This is a genomic window from Streptococcus moroccensis (assembly GCF_030812835.1).
Lineage (GTDB): Bacteria > Bacillota > Bacilli > Lactobacillales > Streptococcaceae > Streptococcus > Streptococcus moroccensis.
This window is the reverse complement of sequence record NZ_JAUSTM010000002.1, coordinates 40,940-66,165: the sequence shown is the minus strand read 5'-3', so window position 1 is coordinate 66,165 and position 25,226 is coordinate 40,940. Positions and strand designations below refer to the sequence as shown.

The following is a 25,226-nucleotide window of genomic DNA, read 5'->3' as shown; positions in this document are numbered from 1 at the left end:
CTGAAAAATTCATCTCTTTTCACTACTAGAAAATGAAGCCGTTTTCTTCAAAGACCTATCGCTTAACATTCATTCATTGGTGTACATGAAATGACAAGGTTACAGAACGATTGGTCATACGGCCACTCGAAGAAGGGGATTATGAGAGCTGGTACACCAGTTTTGTAAATCGTGGAAAATCGTTAAACCCCTTTGATGACGGAAAACTGGATATGTCTATGTGTGATAAAGATTGGTTTAATAGCTTAATTGATAGACATGGAACACTGTGGGAACAGGATCAGGTATATATATTTGCTGTTTTTCTAAAAAGTGGTGAGCATTTGGGAATGTTGAATATTGCGACTCTTGCAAGAGCAGATATGCAATGCGGAGAGTTAGGATACGTTTTTCATAATCAATATTGGGGGAACGGTTATGCATTCGAAGCAACTTCAGCACTACTTAAAAGTGCCTATGAAAAATTATGTTTTCATCATATTGAAGCGCAAATTACTCCTGGAAATACTTGGTCAGAACAGTTGTCCAAACGATTAGGGTTATCCTATGAAACAACTCGTAAAAATTTTGCCTTTGAAAAGGGCAAATGGATTGATAAAATGATCTATAGCGTCAATCTGCATAATGATATTTTAGAATAGATTGTAATATGATAAAGCTAGAAACAAACTATAGAAAATGGACTGCCTCCAAGAGGCAATCATAAAGCATCATTGCATGGATTTAGTTTTAATGTGACATAGAACTAAGTCCTTTTTGCTTTGTCTGACTGTCTTCCTATAGACTTACTTCTTAAAATACTGACAAATAGTGTCTATCCCATTTTAAATACTAAAATCATGTTCCTTTAGGTTCCGGAACTTTGACAACTTTTTAAACGAGAAGTCTCATCGTTTATTTTTGCTTGCCTTATAGAAAGTACGAGAATGCAAAAAGAGAGCGCCAACCTAATTCTCTCTCGTAAATGATATAAGTCACCCACTACAATTGACAAAGAGCCTTTTAATTGAATTTCGTGACAGAAAAACGATTACTGTCAACTCTTAAACACCATAAGTCAAAACGCTGGACATTATATCCAGCGTTTGATTAATCATTCTTATTAACGGACTGTGCGAACACGCATTGTGTTAGTACCACCAGAACCTACAGGAACACCTGCAACAATAACAATGTTATCGCCTGGTTCTACCAAGCCGTATTTAACTGCTTCTGCCTCAGCCAATTCAAACATATCATCAGTTGAGTCTGGTTTTGCAGTTACGATTGGAGTGACACCCCAGTTGATCATCAAGCTACGTTGAGTCAACTCGTCAAAGGTTACAGCCAAGATGTCTGCATCTGGACGGTATTTTGAGATCAATCGAGCTGTGTTACCTGTTTCAGTAATACATACCACCAATTTAATATCCATTGACTCAGTCGCGTTCTTAACTGCTGAAGCCATAACTTCTGTTTTACCATTACGTTCAAATTCAGAAGAGTCAAGACGACCATATTCGTTAAGAAGTCCTTGAGCGTTCTTAGCGATTTGAGCCATTGCACGAACAGATTCAACTGGGTATTTACCGTTTGCAGATTCACCTGAAAGCATAGTAGCATCTGTACCATCGATAACCGCGTTGAAGACGTCAGAGACTTCAGAACGGGTTGCACGTGGTTTTTCAGTCATTGTTTCAAGCATGTTTGTTGCAGTGATAACCACTTTACCAGCAGCATTTACTTTAGTGATGATCATTTTTTGGTAAACTGGAACCATTTCAAATGGAACTTCGATACCCATGTCTCCACGAGCTACCATGATACCATCTGCTGCATCAATAATCTCATCGATATTGTCGATACCTTGTTGGTTCTCAATTTTGGCAAACAATTTAACATGAGAATTACCAGTTTCATGACAGATATCACGTACTTCTTGGACATCCTTAGCTGTACGAACAAATGAAATAGCGATAAAGTTAATCCCTTGCTCTAAACCAAAACGGATATCGGCATTGTCACGATCAGCCAATGCTGGGAAAGGAATTTTAGTGTAAGGGATGTTAACACCCTTTTGTTTAGCGATGATACCGTCGTTTTCAACACCAACGATAAATTCACGTGTTTCTTCGTCTTTAGCAACAACAGTCAAACCAAGTTTACCATCATCAACAAGGATTTGTTTTCCAACTTCAACATCATCAAAGACATCAAGTCCACCAGCAACGTTAAGTGCAATCACGTCACGTGTTGATTTGATCCCTTGCTTAGTTGCTACACGGATTTGATCGCCAGTTTGGTAGCTGTACTCTTTTGCGTCACCTTCAAACAATTCTGTACGAATTTCAGGACCCTTAGTGTCCAAAAGGAAACCGACACGACGACCAGCAATTTCTTCTGCACGTTTAACAGTAGCCATACGAGCACCTTGCTCATCATGGTCACCATGAGAGAAGTTAAAGCGGAATGTGTTAGCACCTTCTTCAATCAATTTAGCGATGGTTTGTGCTGATGTTTCAACATCGAGAGGCTCACCCCAATAACCGTCTTCTCCATATTTTTTCCCACCGCGAGTTTCAACAGCAGGTCCAAGGGTAGCAACGATTTTAACACGTTTGTTCATGATTAAGTTTTTCTCCTTTTATTTTATGCCTTTGATGGCAATAATAACACAATTAAATAGATAGGTCTTGATTTAATTTGATTAAATCAATATCAGCCTTATGAGGGTTGTTGACAATAATCTTACGATCTTCTCCCAGACTAAAGAGGGCGCCTTCTTCAGCAGTTCCAAGAATTGGACTGGTTACAATTTCTTCATCCTGAATACCAACTGCAACCCCACCAACACCTTCTTTAAGTAACTCAACTGCTCGAGATCCTAAGCGAGAAGCTAGGACACGATCACGAGCCGTAGGTGAGCCACCACGTTGTGTATGACCAAGATCTGTGAAACGCAGATCACCAACATAACCAGCCGCTTTTAAGTCTTCTGCAAACTCTGTACTTGGTTTTACACCTTCGGCCAATACAATGATATGGTGATTCTTACCATTAGCAAAGCCAACATTGATGTTTTCTACGACATCTTTAATGTCATAAGGGTATTCGGGAATGATAATTTGATCTGCACCTGAAGCGATACCTGACCATAGAGCAATATCACCCGCATTTCGTCCCATAACCTCAACGATAAAGGTCCGACGGTGACTGGATGATGTGTCACGCAAACGGTCAATTGATTCCATTGCTGTATTTACAGCTGTATCAAATCCAATTGTAAAGTCTGTTCCCACGATATCATTATCAATGGTACCTGGTACTCCTACTGCTGGAAAACCATGTTCTGTCAAACGCATAGCACCATGGTAAGATCCGTCACCACCGATAACAACAACACCTTCGATGCCAAACTTTTTCAGTTGTTCAATTCCTTTTAATTGACCTTCCAGTGTTGCAAATTCTGGATAGCGTGCTGAGTAGAGGAAGGTTCCTCCACGTGAGATTTTATCTCCTACTGCTCGTGAATCGAGGGGGAAGATTTCTCCGTCAACCATACCGGCATAACCATGCTGGATACCGTAAACTTCCATACCTTCTGAGATGGCCTTACGTACAACTGCACGCGCAGCCGCGTTCATACCAGGGGCATCACCACCACTGGTTAAAACAGCAATTCGTTTCATTTTAACTCTTGCTCCCTTTTTAGTTTCTAACCCATTTATTATAACATAAAACCTCTTGTTATGCTTGTTCTATCTGGTAAAATTAGTAAAAAATCGTTTTCATATTTTTATTTTTAAAGGCATCTACCAATGATTCCGTTTTCTTAACCCCTATGTATTTAGGTTGGATGGTTTCATTGGATTCTTTATACCGTAAGACCACAGGAACTGGTCCAGGGTGTTGTTTTAACAATTCCGCAACAAGCTCGTCATCGTCATGATTAGCCACTTGGACCCAAAACTGTTCTGTGGGGACGGCAAGGGCTTTTTCTAATAGCATTTGCAACTGTCCATCACGGTCTTGAATTTTTCCTGATAAATAATAAAACTGCCCAATTTCAAGCGTTCGCCCGATAGTTACATAAACTTCTGGAAAGACTGTAACTTCCATTTGGTTTAGAGCGTCTGTTACTTTTACAAAAGCCATGGGTTGTCCTTTTTTTGTGCGGATCTGACGAATATCTAAGACTTCAACCATGATTTGCCCCTGTTCCTCGGCTACTAAATCTCGAATCGGTGTAATAGGATAAACCGCCTGCTTGGCTAATTTTACAAGGGGATGCGGACTGAGCCCAATTCCCATGACTTCTTGCTCTTGATGAAATTTTTCAATCTCTGAAAAATCAGCAACGTCTGTCCAACCATAGGCCATGTCAGGATTATCCTCAAACAGATTAGCCTGCCCTAGTTTATGGTGTTCACGGAGACCTTGGTAATTAACCAGGACTTTCTGACGATTTCGTTCAAATTGATCAAATAACCCAATCTTAATCAATGGCTCTATTAGGGCAGGCTTGGCGTATGGCTCTGGAAGGCGATGGACAAAATCTTCTATACTCGCAAAAGGGCGATGATCAATAATCCAGTGAGAAAAGTCTTTAGGGAGTCCTTTAATATTTTTTAAACCAAGGTAAATTTTTCCTTTGTCAAATTTATCATAATAAGGAACCGTGTTAATGTGTAACTGAGCCACCTGAAAATCAAAGGTCAGGGCATCTTCGATATAGCCATTATTGGAATAATTGAGCATGACATCAAAGAAGACATCCGGATAATGAGCTTTAAAATAGGCTAGCTGAAAGGCTAAGGCTGCATAAGCGTATGCATGCGAACGGTTAAACCCATAGCCGGCAAACTTTTCCATCATAGCAAATAATTGTTTGGCATGGTGCTCGGAATGCCCATTTTTAAGGGCTCCTGTCATGAATTCAGAAGCCATGGCAGCCATTTCTTCAGGTTTTTTCTTACCCATGGCCCGTCTTAAAATATCGGCCTTACCAAGGCTAAAACCAGCGTAACGTTGGGCAATTTGCATCACCTGCTCTTGATAGAGCATGATCCCATAGGTCGGCTCTAAGATATCTGCGATACTAGGGTCTAATAAATCAATGCGTTCTTTGCCCCGTCGTCTCTTAATGAAATTATCAATATAATCACTGGCACCAGGCCGGTTTAAAGACGTAGTCGCAACAATATCTTCAAAGCAATTTGGTTTAACACGTTTTAAAAGCGAGATGGCACCTGTTGCCTCAAACTGGAAAATTCCTTTTGTCTGGCCTTTGGCAAAAAGGGTTAAGGTATCAGGGTCTTCAAGATTAATCTTAGCAATATCGATAGTCACATTATGCTTATCGGCAACACGTTCTGCCATTCGTTGGACAAAGGTCAGGTTTCTTAGGCCTAAAAAGTCCATCTTCAACAGTCCGTTTGCCTCAACACCATGGGCATCGTATTGGGTTAGATGCATTTCTTCGCCCTGCTTTAGCGGAATCCGATCTGTCAGGTCATGATCGCTCATCACAACACCTGCTGCATGAATTGAAGTCTGACGAGGCTGTCCTTCAATCGCTTTTGCCATTTCAAATGCTTTTTGGTATTCAGGTTTGCTCAAAATGAGCTGCCTAAGGCTAGCATTGCGCTCATAAGCCGATTGAAGCGTATCTCTAAAACCAATTTTTTTGGTCAAGTTAGTCAATTCGTATTCAGCAAGGCCAAATCGTTTAAAGACGTCACGTATGGCTTGTTTTGCCCCAAAAGTCGAGAAGGTCACAATTTGAGCGGCATGCCGACTGCCATACTTCTCCCGGACATAGCGAATAAATTCTGGTCGATAAACATCTGGCATATCAATATCGATATCTGGCATGCTGAAACGCTCTAAATTAAGGAAACGCTCAAACAGTAAATTTTTGTCAACAGGATCAATGCCAGTGATATCTAAAGCATAGGCAACCAGACTTCCGACTGCTGAACCCCGTCCCATTCCCATGTAATAGCCTTGGCTCCGTCCGAAACGTAATAAATCCCAGACGATTAAGAAATAATCATCAAAGCCCATTTGGTGAATGATATCGAGTTCTTTTTCTAAGCGGTCTCGGTAAATAGCTGACAAATGATTCTTCTCTGAAAGACCTTCAAATGCGCGTTCCCGGAGTTCTTCAACGGCTGGTCTCTCCCGATTAAATCGTGGAAGGACCAAGGATTGTTCCAATTGATAAGTGATAGTGGATGTGAGAGCCTCTAAATTATCCAAGGCCTCTGGAAAGTCATCCTTAAAGAGCTGAGCCATTTCAGACGGTGTCTGTAGGACTTCTTTCGTTAGAATCGGGGGTGTTTCTTGCAAACTCTGATTATCCCGAATAGCATGAAGCATTTGGATGAGACGACGTTCTTCTAAATCGAAATAGCGAACGGTCTGGATCGGCAGGATTGGATGGTCAAAGGACTGCTGTGGCGTCTCAGGAAAAACACCTATGTAATAAGGCAGGTCCAAAGAAACCTGATTAATGCCTTCTTGATAAGGCAAGATAAGAGTTACTTGTTCTAAATAAGGCCTAAGGTTTTCAACTTTACTTTCTCCCATCATTTTTTGAGTAGAGAGCTTCATCAGAGCCTGGTAAGCTTGTGTATTATGGGCAACAAGATAAACCTTTAATGGTGCTTGTTCGTGCTCAAGGACCATCTCCACTCCGACTATCGGACGGATGCCTAATTGATAGCAAACCTCCATAAAATGATAAGCACCATAGAGATTGTCAATATCCATCATACCAAGCGATTGGTAACCCATAGCTTTGGCTCTTGCCACGTAGGACTCGATTCCTATAACACTATCCATAAAGCTATAAACAGTTTTTGTATCCAAAGGTACAAACATGGTGTCTCCTCTCACTATTCTGATTTCGATTGACGACTGTCTTGTTTTATCATAAATCAAGGGTAGTCTGTTTTATAGTAACCGATTATTCTGGTGCTTAATCGATAATGGCGAAACAATTTGCATCACAGCTGACTAATGTCAACCAATTGACTTAAACAATAAACGGCCTATCTTTAGAAAATTGTTCATTGTATAGTATTTTATTAATTATACCAAATTTTTGCAGACAAAGAAAAAATCATGAGTTTTAGAACCAACTCATGATTTCTAGTAAATACATATTGACCCGCACCTGTCTCGAATAATAGATATTGCCTCCGTTAACATAAAGTTCCCCTCCATGTAAAAGAGCAATTGGATGCAGGTAACGGTAGGTTAGACCAGTCGTATTACCCAAACTAGGAGCAACGACATCTCGGGAATAGGCCTTAGCAACCTTAATCAAATTCTCGCCACCATGAGAGGCAACATAATCCATGTAATTTTTCCCAAAATTATAGGCTTGAACAGCGGTCCACGTATCAATGCCCAACTCTTCAGCGTATGCAACATTGTCTACCAAGACTTGAATCCCTTGTCGGATGCTTTCTTTACTGTCTGTTATTGTGTTAGCAGTCCCATGAATGCTCTCACTGGACTGCATGACATCGTCAGACTTTCCTTTGGTCTCCGTATAAATCATGGCTAAAACCAAATCCTCATCAACTGAGCTTCCGGTTTCAGCAATAACCTCTCTGACGAGTGAACGATAGGTTAACACATGGCTAACATCCTTATGAAGTTTGTACCCTTGATAGAGTAGACCAAGCGTTAAAATGAGAAGGAAAAACCGCCATAATTTTTTCATCATTTTGTCTGAATCGCCTCGATATTTTTTATCAGAATGGAGTATGTTCCATCTGGATTGAGAATGAACTCAACAGATTCTGCATCTTCATAAACCACATTAGGAACCGTTAATTCAATACCATTTGAAAGAGAGAGCTTTTGACTTTCAAATTTTTTAAGTTGGCGGCTGGTATCGATTTGGTCTAATTTAACAGGTTCTGATATCGTTTCACTTGCTTGATCTATAAAACTTAGCTTAGCGGTTAAATTATCCTCAAATAGTTGATCTGCTAATTTCTCAGGAGACAACTCTTGGTTTTCTTCTAAGTTTTTATGTATGGCAGACTTCACTTTTGATTGAAATTGAAAATCATCTTGGTTGAAACTAGCAGCAACTTTTTGAGCTGTTTGTTCCAAAGTTTTGATTGATTTTTGGGCAGAGATAACGGGCTCAACCGCTAATAGCATCTCTGAAAAATAATTGAGAAAAGCGCCATTGTGTTTGATCCGTTTTTCGATAAGAAGGTAATGTCGATTCTCTAGATTGACAATTAGTGCCTCGTCAGGAGGCGAACCTGCACCTGGTAAATTGTTTTGCGTTAAGACAATGGGGTTCGACAACTCTGTCCCAACATGGGCTAATGTTTCCCTTAAGGCCAAACGCATAAAGCAAAAATGTTTTATCCCATGGCTTTCAAAATCGAGAAACACTAAATCATTGGTTTTTTGATTTTCAGAGAGGATAAAGGCTTCTCGCCAAGTGTTAGCTACAGCAACTGAAGTCTCTAAAAAGTCATCCGTCAATCGTGACAAAAAGGCATTTTCGAGATCAAAAATGCCCGTTTTTGCCTGATCCGAGTAGACACGCTCAATTTTCTTCCGCAAATAGTCTTCCATTTTGGGAGTCAAATTGAGCAACTCATCAGCAAGGATAAGTTCAGTATCTTCAGGGGAAAACTGATGGACGATGGCTTTTTTGATAAAAATATCCATCTTATCCTCTTTTCCTTAATTAATGTAAAGTGGGAAAGCGTCTGTTAAAGCCTTGATATCTTGACGTACTTGTGCAATGACATCTTTATTGTCAGCATTCTCAAGAACTGTGATAATGGCTTCAGCAATCTTCTTGCTTTCAGCTACACCCATACCACGACTGGTAATTGCAGGTGTTCCAATACGAATACCAGATGTTTTAAATGGTGATAAGGTTTCGTAAGGAATAGAGTTTTTATTGAGGGTGATATTAGCCTCTTCCAGAAGATCTTGTGCGACTTTCCCATTTTCAACCAAGGCTGTCACATCGACCAAGAAGAGATGGTTATCTGTTCCACCTGAAACCACATGCAACTTTTCATGTGCGTTAAAGACCTCTACCATTGCTTTAGCGTTCTCAATGACATTTGCCGCATAAGTTTTGAATTCTGGGTCTAAACATTCCTTGAAAGCAACTGCTTTTGCTGCAATCACATGTTCCAATGGGCCGCCTTGGATACCAGGGAAAATCGCTGAGTTGATTTTCTTAGCCAAATCTTCATCATTTGTTAAAATAAGGCCGCCACGAGGACCACGAAGGGTTTTATGTGTCGTAGACGTTGTAATATCAGCGTATGGAACTGGACTTGGGTGGAGACCAGCAGCGACAAGTCCTGCAATATGCGCCATATCAACCATCAATTTAGCCCCAACCTGATCAGCAATCTCACGGAACTTAGCAAAATCAATAGTCCGTGAATAAGCTGAAGCACCTGCTACGATGAGTTTTGGTTTGACTTCTTTTGCAACGGCCGCGATTTGATCATAATCAAGCTCTTCCGTCTCTTTGTCAACAGTATAAGGAACAAAGTTATAAGTTTTTCCAGAGAAATTAACCGGCGACCCATGAGTCAAGTGTCCTCCTGCAGAAAGATCCATCCCAAGTACAGTATCCCCAGGCTCAATTAAAGCAAGGTAAGCACCCGCATTAGCTTGACTACCAGAATGTGGTTGAACATTGGCAAATTTAGCTCCGAAAATTTCCTTAGCCCGATCAATGGCTAAATTTTCGATCACATCTACCACATCCGTTCCACCATAATAACGTTTAGCTGGATAACCTTCAGCATATTTGTTGGTCAAGATTGATCCTTGAGCTGCCATAACTGCTTTAGAGACTACGTTTTCAGAGGCAATCAACTCGATATTATCTTGTTGACGCGTTTCTTCATCAGCAATAGCTGACCAAACTTCTGGATCAAATGCTTTAAAATCAGGTTTATCAAAAATCATTGGGTACTCCTTTTTTATACTAAATACTTAAAAAATATAATTTTCTTTAAGCCTTGTAGGGATGGCCTTGTTACAAGGCACTCGTTTCACACAAAGACTGACACAATAATCCTAAAATCATTGAAACAGCTTATGACAGGGATAACAGTTAAGAGAACGCTAAACTATGAATGCAGTTAACCACTGATACACCCTATTTAAAAAAATATTCTAGCAAAATAAGTCTAAAAAAACAAGTGAAGATACTAACCAACCAAGGGTTCAAATAGAATTTGAGGGACTTTTGCCTTCAATTCTGCCTCTGTAATCAGTCCTTGTCGCAAGATTTTAGCGTATTCGCCTGAGAGATCTAGTATGGTCGAATCTTGACCCGTGATAGCCTCATCGTCTGCAAATCCAAAAAGCTGTTCCTCGAATTGACTCTTAATCTCCTCATAGACTTTACCGCTAGACGCCCCAGATACATTAGCTGATGGACCGATGAGCGGACCTGTTCGTTTAATAATCTCTCGAGTGACCGGATGATTAGGAAGACGAAAACCAACTGTGTCTAGTCCAGAATTGACCCAAACTGGTACATGCTCATTTGCTTTTAGAATTATCGTCAGCGGACCTGGTAGAAAGTGATCGAACAGTTGAGGCAAAAAGTCGGGTTGCTCTTTAGAAAAAGCATAAATGGCGTCTATCGTCGCTACGTTGAGATTCATAGCCTTATCTACCGGTCGTTGTTTCAACTTGTAGACATGACGAACAGCATCCTCAGATAAGGCATCTGCAAAGAGACCATAAACAGTCTCCGTTGGTAGGATAAGACTTCCTCCCTTACCAATAATCTCTACCAAGCGACTAAGCTCTTGTTCACTAGACTGACACATGATCCATCACCACCATTCGATCCTGACCAAATTGGTCCTGAATAATCCGTACCCGCTTTTGCGGGAAGTGTTGGTTCAAAAGATTGACCAGGCCCTGACCTTGTTTGTAGCCAATTTCAAAATAAAGCTTCCCAGTAGGCTTCAGATAATCACTCACTTGCTCGATGATTTGCCTGTAGATAGCATAGCCATTTTCATCCGCAAATAAAGCTAAGTGAGGTTCAGAAGCTAAAACATTCAGGCCAACTTCACCCTGATCTTCCTGAGCAATATAAGGGGGATTAGATACGATGATATCATATTTTCCAGAAATCGCATCAAATAGATCTGAAACAAGCCAGTTTATCGCCAAACCCTGAACATTCGCATTTTCAGACGCTACTGCTATAGCATCTGCTGAAAGATCACTTCCGACCATTTCCCAATCTGGACAGGCTTTTTTCAAAGCTAGGGCGATAGCTCCTGATCCCGTACAAAGATCCAAAACCCTTAAAGGGGTTGGGGCATTATCACGCACAATAAGCTCCACTAGTTCTTCTGTCTCGGGTCTTGGGATGAGAACTCTCTCATCGACCTTGAGCTTCATTTCTGAAAAATACGTATAACCCAAGATATACTGAGCCGGAATATGATTGGCCAACTGTTCAAAAATAGACAGCAAGAGCTCCCGATCAGCAGTTGTTAGAGGTTCCCTAAGAGAAGTGACCAGGTCAGTTAGGGTCCATTCTTTTAATTCCTTAAAAACAATTTTTAAAGCTTCCGCTTCTTCCCCAAGTGATTGGAGTTTTGATTCTAACTCAACTATGAATTGACCGTATGTCACCATTATTTATTTAAGGCCTCAAGTTTTTGGGTTTGGTCATAAAGGACGAGTGCATCAACCACTTCATCTAGTTTTCCAGCTATAATCGTGTCTAATTTTTGAAGGGTCAAGCCAATGCGATGATCCGTTACTCGGTTTTGAGGGAAGTTATAGGTACGGATACGTTCTGAGCGGTCCCCTGTACCGATCGTCGACTTACGCTCTGCATCCTGCTCGTCCTGAGCGATTTGCGCAAAGTGGTCTGCTACACGGGCACGAATAATTTTCATAGCCTTATCACGGTTTTTTTGTTGTGTTCGTTCTTCTTGCATCTCAACCTTGATATTAGTTGGCAAATGGACGATACGAACGGCCGTTGCTACCTTGTTGACGTTCTGTCCACCAGCCCCAGACGCATGATAGATATCCACACGGAGATCCTTGGGATCAATATCATATTCCACTTCTTCAACCTCAGGCATGATAAGGACTGTTGCCGTTGAGGTATGTACACGTCCTTGACTCTCAGTCACGGGAACTCGCTGCACACGGTGTGCTCCTGATTCGTACTTCAGTTTGGAGTAGACCGATTGGCCTGATACCATGGCGATAACTTCTTTAAAGCCCCCTACACCATTCAACGAGGTTTCCATGATTTCAAACCGCCAGCCTTGACTTTCAGCATACTTTTGATACATGGTCAACAGGTCACCTGCAAAGAGGGCTGCTTCGTCCCCACCTGCCGCCCCGCGGATTTCCAAGATAATATTCTTATCATCATTAGGGTCTTTGGGTAAGAGTAAGATTTTCAGGCGACCTTCTAATTCTTCTTTGGCTGTTTTAGAGTCCTTTAACTCCTCTTTCGCCATTTCTTCTAGCTCTGCATCACCGCCAGCATCTTTGATCATTTCTTCGGCATCTGCAATGGCTTGAATCGTTTGCTTGTATTCGCGATAAGCTGCAACAGTCTCACGTGTATTAGCCTCTTCCCGTGACAATTCCATAAAACGTTTGGTATCTGAAACGACATCTGGATCACTTAAAAGCTCCCCTAGTTCTTCATAACGGTCTTCTACAGCCTGTAGTTGATCGTAAATATTCATTGTCAACTCCTTCTTTAATTCTCTTTAAATTCTGGGTGGAAATAGTGTTTACGGCAGACAGACGTATAGCTTTCATTACCCCCGATTTGAATCTGAGCGCCTTCATAGACTGGCTTGCCGTTTTCTGTCCGAAGTACCATGGTTGCTTTCTTTTTACAAAAGTAGCAAATGGTTTTAATCTCATCAATTTTGTCTGCTAGAAGCAACAAATATTGGGACCCTTCAAACAGATGATTCTGGAAATCATTTTTGAGACCAAAGGCCATCACGGGAATGTTTAACTCATCAACAATTTGTGCCAACTCGTAGACAGATTTGCGGGATAGGAAGTGTGCTTCATCTACCAAAATACAGTAGGGCTTGGGCGATAACTGCTCAACGTATTCATAAACATTCATGCTATCATCAATAGCAATCGCTTCACGCTTCATCCCGATCCTAGAAGAAACAACCCCTATCCCATCTCTAGTGTCGATAGCTGAGGTCATGAGAACAACCGACTTCCCTTGCTCTTCATAATTATAGGCTACTTTCAAGATCTCAATGGTTTTGCCAGAGTTCATAGTCCCGTATTTATAATATAACTGTGCCACACGTTTACGTCCAATCTATGTTAAAATCACTTCTCTTATTTTATCATAAAAACAAGGCTTTAGATAGAAAAAAAGCAAGTCAAAACAATGACTTGCTCTATAATCAGCAGAAACTCAGAATGTGACAGGGAAATCGGTTAAAAACTATCAAACATCCCTAATAAACAGTAAAAATTTAAACCTAAAGAGGACCAGGCCAATACAGAAAAGCTTCTAAGAAAGTAAGAAGAACCTTTTTAAAGGTTTGAGGACGTAGACAAACCCTAGTTTTCTATCAAAAGGATATTACGAAGTTCTACCATGGATTTAAAAAGTTGATTTTTTGCGAGCTAAGCGAGCAAGTATCGAAACTTTCCGCTGTGATAAAAGTACCTGAAACTATTGCGTTTCAGGTACTCGGAAGTTTTGAGACCTTAGGCTCAAAACTTAGGTTTGGAATCCCGAAGGGAGTCGCTACCGTCCGTTATCACCTAAGGAAAGTTTCAAAAGAGACTTTGTCTTCAATCTGGAACCTTTTTAAAGGTTTTATGCCGACAGCAAATTCCGACTAATCCGTAGGTTAAGGTAAGCACACACAGCGTTATTAAAATGGGACCTTCAATGACCGACTCCGCAAAAACAGTGATAGCTAACGCTAAAGATATTGCACTCAAGGTCAGAGTAAGAAAATAGTTTTTCATGGTCATCCTCCTAGTTAGAGACACCCATCCCCTTCCTAACTGTATTATAGCACACCTATGTCTAAAACTGTTATTTTAAAGGTATTTGTGCTATACTCAAAAGTATCAAAACCAAAGGAGATACCTATGCCATTCGTAAAAATTGACCTTTTTGAAGGCCGTACAGATGACCAAAAAATTGCCCTAGCACAAGAAGTCACTGAAGTGGTCATGAAGCATACAGGAGCTAGCAAAGAAGCTGTTCACGTCTTCATTAATGACCTTAAAGAAGGAACTTACTTTCCACAAGGCGAAATGAAACGCAAGGGATAATCCCTTAAACCAAACTGTTAGAGACTTGATTTGTGTCAGTCTCTTTTTTAAAACAGAAAAAGAGACTGGCTCCCCAATCTCTTTTTTTGATTCTTATAATTCGATGTCACCGAACAAGTCTGCCATTGAGAAACCAGTTTGTGTTTCTGGCAATTCGAAGTCACGTTTTTCTTGACGTGGACGACGTGGACGTGATTGGCGTTTTTCAGTTTGCTCACCTTCAGCGGCTGCTGGACGTTCTTCCAAAGCTTTGATAGAGAGTGATACACGCTCGTTTTCAGCATTAACTTCAAGAACTTTAACAGTCACATCTTGACCTACAGACAAAGCATCTTTTGGATTTTCAACACGTTTGTGTGAAATTTGTGAGATGTGAACAAGTCCATCAATCCCTGGCAATACTTCAACGAAAGCACCAAAGTCAGTCAAGCGTTTCACTTTACCTTCGATAACATCACCAGCGGCAAGTTTTTGCTCAACACCATCCCATGGTCCAGGGGTAGTCGCTTTAAGAGATAATGATACACGACCAGCTTCTTCATCGATTGCCAAGACTTTGACATCAACATCTTCACCAACAGTTACAACTGATTTTGGTGAAACGTTGCGCTCATGTGACAATTCAGTCAAGTGGATCAATCCATCAACACCACCAAGGTCAACAAAGGCACCAAAGCTTGTGATACGTGCAACTTTACCAGTTACAACTGAACCAACTTCGAGTTTACCAAAGACTTCAGCACGTGCTTCTGCTGCTTGAGCTTCCACTACTTCACGACGTGAAAGAATGAAACGGTTTTCAGAAGGATCAACTTCTTTAATTTTAGCTTCGATATCTTGACCTACAAAACGCTCAGTGTTACGTGTGAAACGCGTATCGATCATTGATGCTGGAATGAAACCACGGAGGCCTTCAAACTCAACTGAAAGTCCACCTTTTACAGCACGAGTAACGTTAACAGTTACCACTTCTTCTTCACGACCAACAAGTTTATCCCATGCCTTGCGAGCTTCTAAACGTTTCTTAGAAACAAGATATGTCACAGTGTCAGTGTCTTTACCAACAACTTGACGAAGTACCAATACTTCAAGTGTTTCACCTGGTTTCACCAAGTCAGCTACATTTGCATCGCGGTCGCTAGTCAATTCACGGCGAGTCAATACACCTTCAACACCAGTACCAGCAATAACAACATTAGCTTGATCGTTATCAACGGTCAATACTTCTGCAGTTACCACATCACCTGTGTTAACTTCGCTTACACTGTTCAACAAATCTTCAAATTCGTTCATTATTAAAAAAACCTCCGACATCAGCCAGCCCGATTGCTAACTGACAAAAATATATTTTATTTAAGGCACCCGCAACGACAACAACGCTTTTTAAACGACGTCAGGCAAAGCCTGATACCTTGACTGGGGTAGCTGGATTCGAACCAACGCATGAGGGAGTCAAAGTCCCTTGCCTTACCGCTTGGCTATACCCCAATGTTAAATACTTTTTCAGTTGGATAATAACTGAACTCGTGCTAAATCCCTAGTGAAAAAGATAAATCAATTTGTGTCTATAAGACACTGCATTGATTTCCTATTTTCATACGGGATTTTTAACGCACTCGTATCTTGATGGAGAGAGAGGGATTCGAACCCCCGAACCCGAAGGAGCGGATTTACAGTCCGCCGCGTTTAGCCTCTTCGCTATCTCTCCAACACTAACTAAATCATTGTAACACGAATTTCTTTATATTACAAGCGTTTTAGTGAGTTAGATTATAATTTTCGATGATATTTTCGACAGCTTTTTTAAGAGATTTGAAAAAAGTTTCGGCATTTCCGTTTTTGACGATTGCAAACTGTTTTTCAGAAAACTCAGCAATTTGACCAATTTCTTTTTTGCCAAGCGTTAGGACGTAACCGTCATAATTTTCTCCGTTAACAGATAGGGTTGCATCTGTCAGCTGAATTTCAATTTTCTTTTCTTTTTTACTCATGCTATTACCTCACTCCACCTATTCTACATGAAAAACAAAGCGCTGGCAAGTGCCAGAGCCTTGTTTTCTTAATCTATGGTTACAATCCAACCATCTGGGGCTTCAACATCACCAAACTGGATTCCCGTTAATTCGTCATAAAGTTTACGAGTGACTGGTCCGACTTCTGATTCACTGTAAAAGACATGGAAGTTATCGCCGTGTTGAATACCACCGATTGGTGAAATGACAGCAGCAGTCCCACAGGCTCCAGCTTCGATAAATTTCTCTAAATCGCTGAGATAAACATCGCCTTCTACAGGTGTCATTCCAAGACGATGCTCTGCTAAGTATAAGAGAGAGTACTTGGTAATAGATGGCAAAATGGATGGGCTTAATGGTGTGATAAATTCATTATTAGCTGTAATGCCAAAAAAATTAGCTGACCCAACTTCTTCAATTTTCGTATGAGTAGCTGGATCTAAATAGATGACATCCGAAAAACCTGCCGCTTTTGCTTTCTTACCTGGAAGCAGGCTTGCTGCATAGTTTCCGCCAACCTTTGCAGCACCTGTGCCATAGGGAGCTGCACGGTCAAAATCATCAGCAACCAAAAAATTCGTCGGGGTTAACCCACCCTTAAAATAATTTCCAACTGGCATGGCAAAAACAGTAAAAATATATTCTTGCGCAGGCTGTACGCCAATAATGTCACCAACACCAATTAAAAGCGGGCGTAAATAAAGAGTTCCCCCTGTTCCATAGGGTGGGACAAAGGCATCGTTAGCCTTGGTAACCTGTTTACAAGCTTCAACAAAAAGATCAACTGGAACTTGAGGCATCAAGAGACGTTCTGCAGTTCGTTGGAGGCGTTTAGCATTTTCATCAGGTCTAAAAAGTTGAATTGTTCCAGATTTGGTACGATAGGCTTTTAAACCCTCAAAAGCCTGCTGGCCATAATGAAGAGCCGGTGAACTTTCAGAAATATGAAGCGTGCTATCTTCCGTTAACTCTCCTTTTTCCCAGTTACCGTCTCGGTAATAAGCAATATACCGATAAGGAAGTTTCATGTAATTAAATCCTAGGTTTTCCCAATCAATGTCTCTTGGCATAGCAGTCTCCTCACTTATTTTTATCTATTTTACTCTTTTTTTAGTAAATTGCAAACCTTTAAACAATTCTCATTTTAAAAAGCCTCAGGGAAAGTAGCTCTTCCCCTGAGGCTTTAAGAAATGTTCACAAAAGAATTTTCTGGTTATGTGTTGTCAGAAAATTTTAGTTTGGCTGAAAAGACACCCTGATCAGAAATAGTATCTGACACGAAGGAACCATTGCTGGTTCGCTCTGAAATACCTAGATTTTCAAGCGCAATTTCGGTAGTTTGTCCCGTTGTTGATGTGACTATGAGAATCTGGCTTTCAACTTCTTTCACTTCTGTTGCAAAAAGATCAAGGTCACCAGTTACTTCTGTGATGACATTTCCAGCAGCAAAGACGCGGTGTGGCTTGCTCTTGAGCTCACGAAGGACTTGGAGGCCACGATTGGCACGGCTTGTCACTGGAATGTCAGCCATAGCCATGCGTTTAAGGCTTCCGCGTTGTGTCAAGAGATAGAAACTGCTGGTATTGGCAATTAAAGCTGCTGCCACCGTGTCATCACCTTTTAGGTTAATGGCTTTCACACCAGCAGCCTTGGCACCTATTACTGGCACTTCATCAATTGCAAAACGTAAGCCATAGCCATTGGTCGTCAAAATGAGAACCTCATCCAACTGAATCGGCGCTACTGTGATAACCTGGTCCTCGGCATTTTTTAGCTTGGCATATTTAACAGACTTGGAACGATAGGTCCGCCAAGGAGTGAATTCCTTGCGTTCCACGCGCTTGATTTGGCCTAAGCGCGTCACAGCAAAATAGGTAGTATTATCCTCGAAGCTGTCTACAATTTCAGCATATAGCACGTTTTCGCTGGTATCGTAATTGGTGATGGTTTGGCTCAAATGTTCGCCAATATCCTTCCATTTGATATCTGCTAACTCATGAATCGGTCGGTAGATGACATTGCCTTGGTCTGTAAAGAGTAAAAGATGCTGAGTGGTCTTGGCTAAGTGCCAGAAAATCAGTTCGTCTTCATCTCGCTTCCCAATTTCATCCAATTGGGACGCCGAGAAGGAACGCGGACTTGTCCGTTTGATGTAACCGCCACGGGTGACACTGATATAGGTTTCTTCTTCAGTAATCAGGCTAGCCGTATCAATCTCAATCGTCTCTGCTTCTGCTTGTAATTCCGAACGACGAGCTGTCCCAAATTTCTTTTTGACCTCGCGGAGCTCACGCTTCATGAGGTTAAACATGGTCGCCTCATCTCCAATAATCGCCGCTAAAGTCTGAATCGTATCCCGAAGTTCTGCTTCTTCGTTTTCAAGCGTTACGATATCCGTATTGGTCAGGCGGTAAAGCTGTAAAGTCACAATAGCTTCAGCTTGCTCCTCTGAGAAATCATAGCTGATTTTGAGGTTTTCTTTAGCATCTGATTTGTTTTCAGAAGCACGGATGAGGGCAATGACGTCATCCAAAATTGAGATAACACGGATTAATCCCTCAACAATGTGAAGGCGTTTTTCAGCCTTGGCCTTGTCGAATTTTGAACGAGCCACAATGATTTGCTGGCGGTGAGAGATATAGCTAGAAAGGATTTTCTGAAGACCAACCTGACGCGGCGTAAAGTTATCAATCGCTACCATGTTGAAATTGTAGTTGACTTGTAAATCAGTATATTTCAAGAGATAGTTGAGGATGGTTTGGCTATCGGCATCCTTTTTGAGTTCAATGGCAATGCGCAGACCGTCTCGATCAGATTCATCACGAACTTCGGCAATTCCTGGAACCTTATTATTGACACGCACATCGTCAATCTTTTTAACAAGAACCGCCTTGTTAATCTCATAAGGAATCTCAGTGATGACAATTTGTTCCTTGCCGCCTTTAAGTTGCTCAATTTCTGTCCGGCTTCGAACAACGATACGGCCCTTTCCTGTCTCATAGGCTTTCTTGATTTCATCTTGCCCTTGGATGATGGCACCCGTCGGGAAATCCGGCCCAGGGAGAAATTCCATAAGCTTCTCTAACTTGGCCTTAGGGTGATCAATCATATAAACAACTGCATCAATGACTTCTGCCAGGTTATGGGGTGGAATATCTGTTGCATAACCAGCTGAAATTCCTGTCGCCCCATTAACCAGGAGGTTAGGAAAGGCTGCTGGTAGTACCGTAGGTTCTTTTTCAGTATCGTCAAAGTTCCACGCCCAAGGCACGGTCTTTTTGTCGATATCCTGCAAGAGATAGCCAGCAATTTCAGAAAGGCGGGCTTCCGTATAACGCATGGCTGCCGGTGGATCACCATCCATAGAACCGTTGTTCCCGTGCATTTCAACCAATATGTCACGGTTTTTCCAGTCCTGAGACATACGGACCATGGCATCATATATGGACGAATCCCCGTGCGGGTGGAAGTTACCCATGATATTCCCGACAGATTTGGCTGATTTACGGTAGCCCTTATCGTGGGTATTGCCATCCTTGTTCATGGAATACAGGATACGGCGTTGCACCGGTTTTAACCCATCTCGAATATCAGGCAAGGCCCGCTCTTGAATAATGTATTTGGAATAGCGTCCGAAACGCTCTCCCATAATGTCCTCAAGGGACATGTTTTGAATGTTTGACATAGTATAAGATTCAAAGCCCGTTAAAAAGGCAAGGTCAAAACAGGAAATCGGCAGAAAATCCTGATTTTCTAGACGATTTACACTAAAGTAGCCACAGCTGTAAAAAATTAAAATTTAAACACCTGTGTCTCTTTTTGACACAGCCTTTAGGGCGTGTTCAGTTAGAAAGACTAACCAACAGTCCTTTCTTATTTCTTAGTATATTAAAGAATGATTCCTTTTTTCCGTACTTTCCTTGATTAGGAAAAACGTCAGCAACCTATTGATCGGTTTGACTAGATTTACGCCATTTGCGATAAGCTTCAATATCGTCATTAACCCACTTCCAACAGGTTGCAATCACAAGAGCATCGTCCATCTGACCGAGAACTGGGATCCAGTCGGGTACAACGTCAATAGGCGATAGGAAATAAAGCAGGGCACTAACGATGGCCACCATGGTCTTAAATGGAACTTTTGTGTAATCCTTTTTCCAGTAACTTCTAACCATGCTAATCAGTACAGGTATGTTCTTAATTTCTTGACTGACAAAGGGAATCCGCTTGATCTTGCGTTCCAGCTTATCAAGAAAGGTCTGCACTTTGGCATCGTCCTTCAAGAGTGTCTCGGCTTTATCAAAACGCTTTTGTAACTGAGCAAAAGCTTCTTCTTTGGTCATTTTTTTAGGCATTCTATTACCTCTTAATTTCTTATTAGGATTTTGAAAAGGGTAGTTTTCTCCTAACACTTAACTTTTCAATTTTTCATCTTCAACTTCTTACAACTCTTCGGTTTGAAATCGGTTATAGCCCTCATAATAATAGGAGTGGTCTGCTCCTTTCATGTAAAGAGCACGATTTTTCGTTTCAGTTGTCAGCGCATTTTTCAGAACATGTTTCATTTCAATATCACGAATAGGGCTGCGTTCCATGGCAAGAAGATAGTCATGGATATAGGATAGTGTTTCAAATACGCCTGCTGGTTTATCCTTAAACAATTGCTTTTCAAACAATTGCTTCGCATGGAGCTTACTGAGTTTTTCTTCTACTTCTGCTAATTTCAGAGAATCTTCTATCCCTAACTTATTTTCTAAGACCATAGTTCACTCCTTTTTGATTTTGAGCTAGTCAATAGGTGTTTTACCACCCAATAGTGATGATCCCTTCTCATTAGAGACTCTGGTACCATTAACAAAGGACCAGTTAAAACACTGTATTTTCTTCCAAGGTAAACTTGACATTGTCCTCAATCCATTGGCGACGTGGTGCTGGCTTATCTCCCATGAGAACAGAGACACGACGCTCTGCACGAGCCAAATCATCAATGGTCACACGAATCAAGGTCCGTGTTTCAGGGTTCATGGTTGTTTCCCAAAGTTGGTCTGCGTTCATTTCACCCAATCCTTTATAGCGTTGCAACATAGCACCTTTGCCAAATTGCTGGCGCAATTCTTCAAGCTCTCCGTCTGACCAAGCATAAGCTATCTGTTCATTCTTGCCCTTGCCTTTAGACATCTTGTAAAGGGGTGGTAATGCAATATAAACATGTCCTGCCTCAACAAGGGGGCGCATGTAGCGGTAAAAGAAGGTTAATAAGAGAGTCTGAATGTGAGCACCGTCCGTATCCGCATCGGTCATGATAATGATTTTATCGTAGTTAATATCCTCTAGGCTAAAATCAGCCCCTACTCCAGCACCAATGGTATAAATCATGGTGTTAATTTCCTCATTTTTAAGGATATCGGTCATCTTGGCTTTTTCGGTATTAAGAACCTTACCACGAAGGGGAAGAATGGCCTGAAACTTACGGTCACGACCTTGCTTGGCGGAACCTCCGGCAGAGTCCCCTTCGACAAGGTAAAGTTCGTTTTTCTTGGGATTTTTTGACTGGGCTGGGGTTAGTTTCCCAGATAAAAGCCCCTTGTCTTTTTTATTCTTCTTGCCGTTTCGGCTTTCATCTCTAGCTTTACGAGCAGCCTCTCTGGCATCTCTAGCTTTGATGGCTTTGCGAATCAAGTTCGCCGCAAGTTCGCCATTCTCCATCAGGAAGAAGGTTAATTTTTCAGAAACGATCCCATCAACAACTGGTCGTGCCAAAGGAGAGCCGAGCTTGTCCTTGGTCTGACCTTCAAATTGGAGGTGTTCTTCAGGCACCAAGATAGACAGGATGGCTGATAAGCCTTCCCGGTAGTCCGAGCCGTCTAGGTTCTTGTCTTTGTCTTTTAAAAGTCCCGTTTTACGGGCATAGTCGTTCATGACCTTAGTAATGGCCGCCTTAAGTCCTGTTTCATGGCTACCACCATCTTTGGTGCGGACATTATTAACAAAAGAGAGGATATTATCAGAGAAGCCATCGTTATACTGCATGGCTACTTCTACTTGAAATCCTGATTCCTCTCCTGAAAAATAGAGGACTGGTGTCAGAGTCTCTTTGTCTTCGTTTAGGTACTCGACAAAATCTTGCACTCCATTTTCATAATGAAATTCACTAGACTCCCCAGTGCGTTCATCCGTCAGGGTCAAGGTCACATTCTTTAAGAGGAAGGCTGATTCGTTAAGGCGTTCTGCAATGGTGTTGTACTTGAACTCTGTCGTTGAAAAGATGGTGGCATCTGGCATAAAGGTCACTTTAGTACCCGTTTTCGACTTAGCAGAAGTGCCAACTTTTTTAAGCGTTGTTGCAGGTTTACCACCAGCTTCGAAGCGTTGACGATAAACATGACCGTCACGCGTTATTTCTACTTCAAGCCAGCTCGACAAGGCATTCACAACCGACGACCCAACACCGTGAAGACCACCAGATGTCTTATAGCCCCCTTGGCCAAACTTACCACCCGCATGAAGAACTGTAAAGATGACCTCTACCGTTGGAATCCCCATAGCATGGAGACCCGTTGGCATCCCCCGTCCATGGTCAGAAACGGTTAAAGACCCGTCTTTATTAATGGTGACTTCAATCTTGTCTCCAAACCCTGAGAGGGCCTCGTCGACTGCGTTGTCGACAATTTCCCAGACCAGGTGATGCAGTCCAGTCCCATCCGTTGATCCAATATACATTCCCGGTCTTTTACGGACAGCATCCAAGCCTTCTAATACCTGAATGGCATCATCATTATAATTATTAATTGTAATTTCGTTCTTATTTTTAGCCAAAGCTAACCTCCAGAATTATCATCTGTACTATATTACCGATTTTTTCCTCAAAATGCAAAAGTTTTCACTAGTTAAACCCTTATCATCTGTGCTATAATCGATTTATGACTATTTTATTTTTATTAATTGCCTACCTTTTAGGCTCAATCCCATCTGGACTTTGGATTGGACAGGTTTTTTATAAGAAGAATTTACGTGCCTATGGCTCTGGTAACACTGGTACAACCAATACCTTCCGAATCTTGGGTAAAAAAGCTGGGATTATTGTTTTCTTGCTAGATTTCTTTAAAGGAACATTAGCAGTTTTACTCCCGATCTGGTTTGGGGTCACTGATGTCTCACCTCTCATCTTTGGGATGATGGCAGTCATTGGTCATACCTTCCCCGTGTTTGCTCAGTTTAAGGGTGGAAAAGCTGTTGCAACTAGCGCAGGCATGCTTTTTGGGTATAATCCCATCTACTGTATCATTTTGCTTAGTATTTTTGCAGGCTGTCTTTACTTGACATCTATGATTTCTTTCTCAAGTGTTGTGGCTGCTGCAACAGCAATTGTAACAGTTATTATCCTACCTCAGCTTGGGATTTTACTTCCCAAGGACTGGATTTTGCTACTGGTTGTTTTAATTGTTGCCAGCATTGTCATCATTCGCCACCGTGACAATATTCAGAGGATCAAGCGAAAAAAGGAAAATCTCATTCCTTGGGGATTGAACTTGACCAAACAGAAACCTCTCAAAAAATAATAGATGCTAAAGCTCGCTATATTAGAGCTAGACACGCTTTACTCAAATCTTTCATTCTAAAAATCAAGTAGAAAAGCTTCTAGAAACGTCCGTTTCTAGAAGCTTTTTCAGTATTTAAAGTAAGTCATCTATCCATTCAGCAACTTGATCAATTTCTCCCTCAGGGGTGATTTCAGTAATCATGATGCCTTCAACTGCTCTTGCTACCAAGCCTTCCACATCCAACCGTTCTTCATACTGTTCAACATTTTTAAGTTTTGGATTGGTTTTAGGACGGTCAGGCGCGAAGATGGTACAGCAATCTTCAAAAGGTTGAATGGAAATTTCAAATGTATCAATCTTTTCCGCCATTTCAATGATTTCAAGCTTATCCATGGTAACAACTGGGCGAATGATTGGAGTACTTATGACCGCGTTAATCGCCTGCATTGATTCTAAGGTCTGACTGGCCACTTGCCCCAAACTTTCCCCATTGATAATGACCATGCCTTGCCGTTTTTCGCGAATAGCATCAGTAATGCGCATCATAAAACGACGGGTTAGTGTCATCAGATAAGCTTCTGGGGCTTTTTCTTTGATTTCTTCCTGAATTTCCGTAAATGGCACTTCGATAAACTGAATGTTACCGCCAAACTTGGTCAATTTACGAGTCAAATCATGCGCTTTTTTAAGGGCACCTGGACTGGTATAAGGAGGGCTGGCAAAGTGAACAGCCTCTATATCAACCCCACGCTTTAAGGCCAGATATCCAGCAACTGGAGAATCAATCCCCCCAGAAAGCATCAGCATTCCTTTACCAGAGGTCCCAACCGGAAGTCCTCCAGCACCTTTGAGCGTTTCATGAGAGATATAAGCGGCATCTGTGCGAATTTCAACACGAAGAACAACATCTGCTCCCTTCATCTTGACCTCAATCTCAGGAATCGCTTCAAAAACAGCATCACCTAGAGTATGGTTAAGTTCAATGGAATCCAGTTCAAAAGTGTGATCACTCCGTTTGGTAACCACTTTAAAGGTCATCCCAGGCTGATAAACACCTTTCATAATGGTCTGCACCGCTTCTTTCAGTGCAGGAACAGATTTCTCAACCTTATAAGACGGAGAATAAGTCTGGATCCCAAAGACATGGGAAAGCGCTTCTGATACTGCTTTATAGTCAGCACCATTGAGGTAAACATGCCCTCGATCACGGTCAGCTGTAACCTTCACTTCGGGGAAGATGCTCAAGACGTCACCAATATTGCGTCTAAGTTTTCCGATAAAGCGCATCCGATTTTTCCCTTTGGTGGAGAGCTCCCCATAGCGGATTAAAATTTCTGAGTATTGCATG

General features: G+C 41.5%; 22 protein-coding genes and 2 tRNA genes. 3 read left to right on the top strand and 21 right to left on the bottom strand.

The genetic code is table 11. The annotated features are described in order from the left end of the window. Positions 1-110: 110 nt before the first annotated feature. Positions 111-641: a GNAT family N-acetyltransferase gene (locus tag J2S23_RS01310; RefSeq protein ID WP_307120958.1), complete on the top strand. Its 531-nt coding sequence runs from the start codon at positions 111-113 to the stop codon at positions 639-641. A 461-nt stretch (positions 642-1,102) separates the two neighbouring features. On the opposite strand, the gene pyk is transcribed toward J2S23_RS01310, so the two are convergent. The 11 genes from pyk to J2S23_RS01255 all read right to left on the bottom strand — a co-directional run bounded on the left by pyk (position 1,103) and on the right by J2S23_RS01255 (position 14,013). Then, entirely contained in the window at positions 1,103-2,605 is a 1,503-nt protein-coding gene (gene pyk / locus J2S23_RS01305; protein WP_307120957.1) for a pyruvate kinase, read from the bottom strand. 52 nt (positions 2,606-2,657) lie between these two features. Further along, positions 2,658-3,668, bottom strand: a complete 1,011-nt coding sequence (gene pfkA / locus J2S23_RS01300; RefSeq protein ID WP_307120956.1) for a 6-phosphofructokinase — start codon at positions 3,666-3,668, stop codon at positions 2,658-2,660. Positions 3,669-3,750: 82 nt separating this feature from the next. Then, a complete protein-coding gene (locus tag J2S23_RS01295; protein WP_307120955.1) occupies positions 3,751-6,864 on the bottom strand; it encodes a DNA polymerase III subunit alpha in 3,114 nt (1,037 codons plus the stop codon). 250 nt (positions 6,865-7,114) lie between these two features. Then, complete coding sequence (locus J2S23_RS01290) at positions 7,115-7,717, bottom strand: lysozyme family protein (RefSeq protein WP_307120954.1); 603 nt, start codon at positions 7,715-7,717, stop codon at positions 7,115-7,117. Continuing rightward, a complete protein-coding gene (locus J2S23_RS01285; RefSeq protein WP_307120953.1) occupies positions 7,714-8,688 on the bottom strand; it encodes a nucleoid-associated protein in 975 nt (324 codons plus the stop codon). The genes J2S23_RS01290 and J2S23_RS01285 overlap by 4 nt, the downstream gene beginning before the upstream one ends. Before the next feature lie 15 nt (positions 8,689-8,703). After that, complete coding sequence (gene glyA, locus J2S23_RS01280; RefSeq protein ID WP_307120952.1) at positions 8,704-9,960, bottom strand: serine hydroxymethyltransferase; 1,257 nt, start codon at positions 9,958-9,960, stop codon at positions 8,704-8,706. A gap of 245 nt (positions 9,961-10,205) precedes the next feature. After that, positions 10,206-10,835: an L-threonylcarbamoyladenylate synthase gene (locus J2S23_RS01275; protein ID WP_307120951.1), complete on the bottom strand. Its 630-nt coding sequence runs from the start codon at positions 10,833-10,835 to the stop codon at positions 10,206-10,208. Further along, complete coding sequence (gene prmC / locus J2S23_RS01270; RefSeq protein ID WP_307121054.1) at positions 10,822-11,658, bottom strand: peptide chain release factor N(5)-glutamine methyltransferase; 837 nt, start codon at positions 11,656-11,658, stop codon at positions 10,822-10,824. The genes J2S23_RS01275 and prmC overlap by 14 nt, the downstream gene beginning before the upstream one ends. 2 nt (positions 11,659-11,660) lie before the next feature. Continuing rightward, a complete protein-coding gene (prfA, locus tag J2S23_RS01265; protein ID WP_307120950.1) occupies positions 11,661-12,740 on the bottom strand; it encodes a peptide chain release factor 1 in 1,080 nt (359 codons plus the stop codon). A 14-nt stretch (positions 12,741-12,754) separates the two neighbouring features. Further along, a complete protein-coding gene (locus J2S23_RS01260; RefSeq protein WP_307120949.1) occupies positions 12,755-13,333 on the bottom strand; it encodes a thymidine kinase in 579 nt (192 codons plus the stop codon). A gap of 500 nt (positions 13,334-13,833) precedes the next feature. Then, complete coding sequence (locus J2S23_RS01255) at positions 13,834-14,013, bottom strand: hypothetical protein (protein ID WP_307120948.1); 180 nt, start codon at positions 14,011-14,013, stop codon at positions 13,834-13,836. 126 nt (positions 14,014-14,139) lie between these two features. Between J2S23_RS01255 and J2S23_RS01250 the strand changes: the two genes are divergently transcribed. Continuing rightward, on the top strand, positions 14,140-14,325 hold the full coding sequence (locus J2S23_RS01250) for a 4-oxalocrotonate tautomerase (protein ID WP_307120947.1): 186 nt from the start codon (positions 14,140-14,142) through the stop codon (positions 14,323-14,325). A 93-nt stretch (positions 14,326-14,418) separates the two neighbouring features. On the opposite strand, the gene rpsA is transcribed toward J2S23_RS01250, so the two are convergent. The 9 genes from rpsA to parE form a co-directional block, all read right to left on the bottom strand. Beyond that, a complete protein-coding gene (rpsA, locus tag J2S23_RS01245) occupies positions 14,419-15,618 on the bottom strand; it encodes a 30S ribosomal protein S1 (RefSeq protein WP_307120946.1) in 1,200 nt (399 codons plus the stop codon). 123 nt (positions 15,619-15,741) lie between these two features. Further along, positions 15,742-15,813, bottom strand: a tRNA-Gln gene (locus J2S23_RS01240). A gap of 139 nt (positions 15,814-15,952) precedes the next feature. After that, positions 15,953-16,033: transfer RNA gene (locus J2S23_RS01235), tRNA-Tyr, on the bottom strand. 49 nt (positions 16,034-16,082) lie between these two features. Next, the gene (locus J2S23_RS01230; protein ID WP_307120945.1) at positions 16,083-16,316 is read right to left on the bottom strand and encodes a DUF2969 domain-containing protein; all 234 of its coding nucleotides are present in this window, start codon (positions 16,314-16,316) and stop codon (positions 16,083-16,085) included. 68 nt (positions 16,317-16,384) lie between these two features. Further along, positions 16,385-17,425: a branched-chain amino acid aminotransferase gene (locus tag J2S23_RS01225; RefSeq protein ID WP_307121053.1), complete on the bottom strand. Its 1,041-nt coding sequence runs from the start codon at positions 17,423-17,425 to the stop codon at positions 16,385-16,387. 125 nt (positions 17,426-17,550) lie between these two features. Continuing rightward, on the bottom strand, positions 17,551-20,022 hold the full coding sequence (gene parC / locus J2S23_RS01220; RefSeq protein ID WP_307120944.1) for a DNA topoisomerase IV subunit A: 2,472 nt from the start codon (positions 20,020-20,022) through the stop codon (positions 17,551-17,553). Between the two features lie 259 nt (positions 20,023-20,281). Then, on the bottom strand, positions 20,282-20,692 hold the full coding sequence (locus tag J2S23_RS01215; protein ID WP_307120943.1) for a YkvA family protein: 411 nt from the start codon (positions 20,690-20,692) through the stop codon (positions 20,282-20,284). A gap of 87 nt (positions 20,693-20,779) precedes the next feature. Beyond that, positions 20,780-21,100: a hypothetical protein gene (locus tag J2S23_RS01210; protein WP_307120942.1), complete on the bottom strand. Its 321-nt coding sequence runs from the start codon at positions 21,098-21,100 to the stop codon at positions 20,780-20,782. A gap of 103 nt (positions 21,101-21,203) precedes the next feature. Continuing rightward, positions 21,204-23,153 (bottom strand): DNA topoisomerase IV subunit B, encoded by a 1,950-nt coding sequence (gene parE / locus J2S23_RS01205; RefSeq protein ID WP_307120941.1) that lies wholly within the window; start codon positions 23,151-23,153, stop codon positions 21,204-21,206. Positions 23,154-23,257: 104 nt separating this feature from the next. Here parE and plsY point away from each other — a divergent pair, with 104 nt between their 5' ends. Continuing rightward, the gene (gene plsY, locus J2S23_RS01200) at positions 23,258-23,896 is read left to right on the top strand and encodes a glycerol-3-phosphate 1-O-acyltransferase PlsY (protein ID WP_307120940.1); all 639 of its coding nucleotides are present in this window, start codon (positions 23,258-23,260) and stop codon (positions 23,894-23,896) included. Positions 23,897-24,010: 114 nt separating this feature from the next. Here plsY and thiI read toward each other — a convergent pair whose 3' ends face one another. After that, positions 24,011-25,225, bottom strand: a complete 1,215-nt coding sequence (gene thiI / locus J2S23_RS01195) for a tRNA uracil 4-sulfurtransferase ThiI (protein WP_307120939.1) — start codon at positions 25,223-25,225, stop codon at positions 24,011-24,013. Position 25,226: the final 1 nt, after the last annotated feature.

Coding starts and splice junctions, on each gene's coding strand:
- plsY (WP_307120940.1), top strand. CDS start 23,258: ATGACTATTTTATTTTTATTAATTGCCTACCTTTTAGGCTCAATCCCA.
- pfkA (WP_307120956.1), bottom strand. CDS start 3,668: ATGAAACGAATTGCTGTTTTAACCAGTGGTGGTGATGCCCCTGGTATG.
- glyA (WP_307120952.1), bottom strand. CDS start 9,960: ATGATTTTTGATAAACCTGATTTTAAAGCATTTGATCCAGAAGTTTGG.
- J2S23_RS01210 (WP_307120942.1), bottom strand. CDS start 21,100: ATGGTCTTAGAAAATAAGTTAGGGATAGAAGATTCTCTGAAATTAGCA.
- J2S23_RS01250 (WP_307120947.1), top strand. CDS start 14,140: ATGCCATTCGTAAAAATTGACCTTTTTGAAGGCCGTACAGATGACCAA.
- J2S23_RS01230 (WP_307120945.1), bottom strand. CDS start 16,316: ATGAGTAAAAAAGAAAAGAAAATTGAAATTCAGCTGACAGATGCAACC.
- thiI (WP_307120939.1), bottom strand. CDS start 25,225: ATGCAATACTCAGAAATTTTAATCCGCTATGGGGAGCTCTCCACCAAA.
- rpsA (WP_307120946.1), bottom strand. CDS start 15,618: ATGAACGAATTTGAAGATTTGTTGAACAGTGTAAGCGAAGTTAACACA.
- J2S23_RS01255 (WP_307120948.1), bottom strand. CDS start 14,013: ATGAAAAACTATTTTCTTACTCTGACCTTGAGTGCAATATCTTTAGCG.
- prfA (WP_307120950.1), bottom strand. CDS start 12,740: ATGAATATTTACGATCAACTACAGGCTGTAGAAGACCGTTATGAAGAA.
- J2S23_RS01285 (WP_307120953.1), bottom strand. CDS start 8,688: ATGGATATTTTTATCAAAAAAGCCATCGTCCATCAGTTTTCCCCTGAA.
- J2S23_RS01215 (WP_307120943.1), bottom strand. CDS start 20,692: ATGCCTAAAAAAATGACCAAAGAAGAAGCTTTTGCTCAGTTACAAAAG.
- J2S23_RS01275 (WP_307120951.1), bottom strand. CDS start 10,835: ATGTGTCAGTCTAGTGAACAAGAGCTTAGTCGCTTGGTAGAGATTATT.
- J2S23_RS01290 (WP_307120954.1), bottom strand. CDS start 7,717: ATGATGAAAAAATTATGGCGGTTTTTCCTTCTCATTTTAACGCTTGGT.
- pyk (WP_307120957.1), bottom strand. CDS start 2,605: ATGAACAAACGTGTTAAAATCGTTGCTACCCTTGGACCTGCTGTTGAA.
- J2S23_RS01295 (WP_307120955.1), bottom strand. CDS start 6,864: ATGTTTGTACCTTTGGATACAAAAACTGTTTATAGCTTTATGGATAGT.
- parC (WP_307120944.1), bottom strand. CDS start 20,022: ATGTCAAACATTCAAAACATGTCCCTTGAGGACATTATGGGAGAGCGT.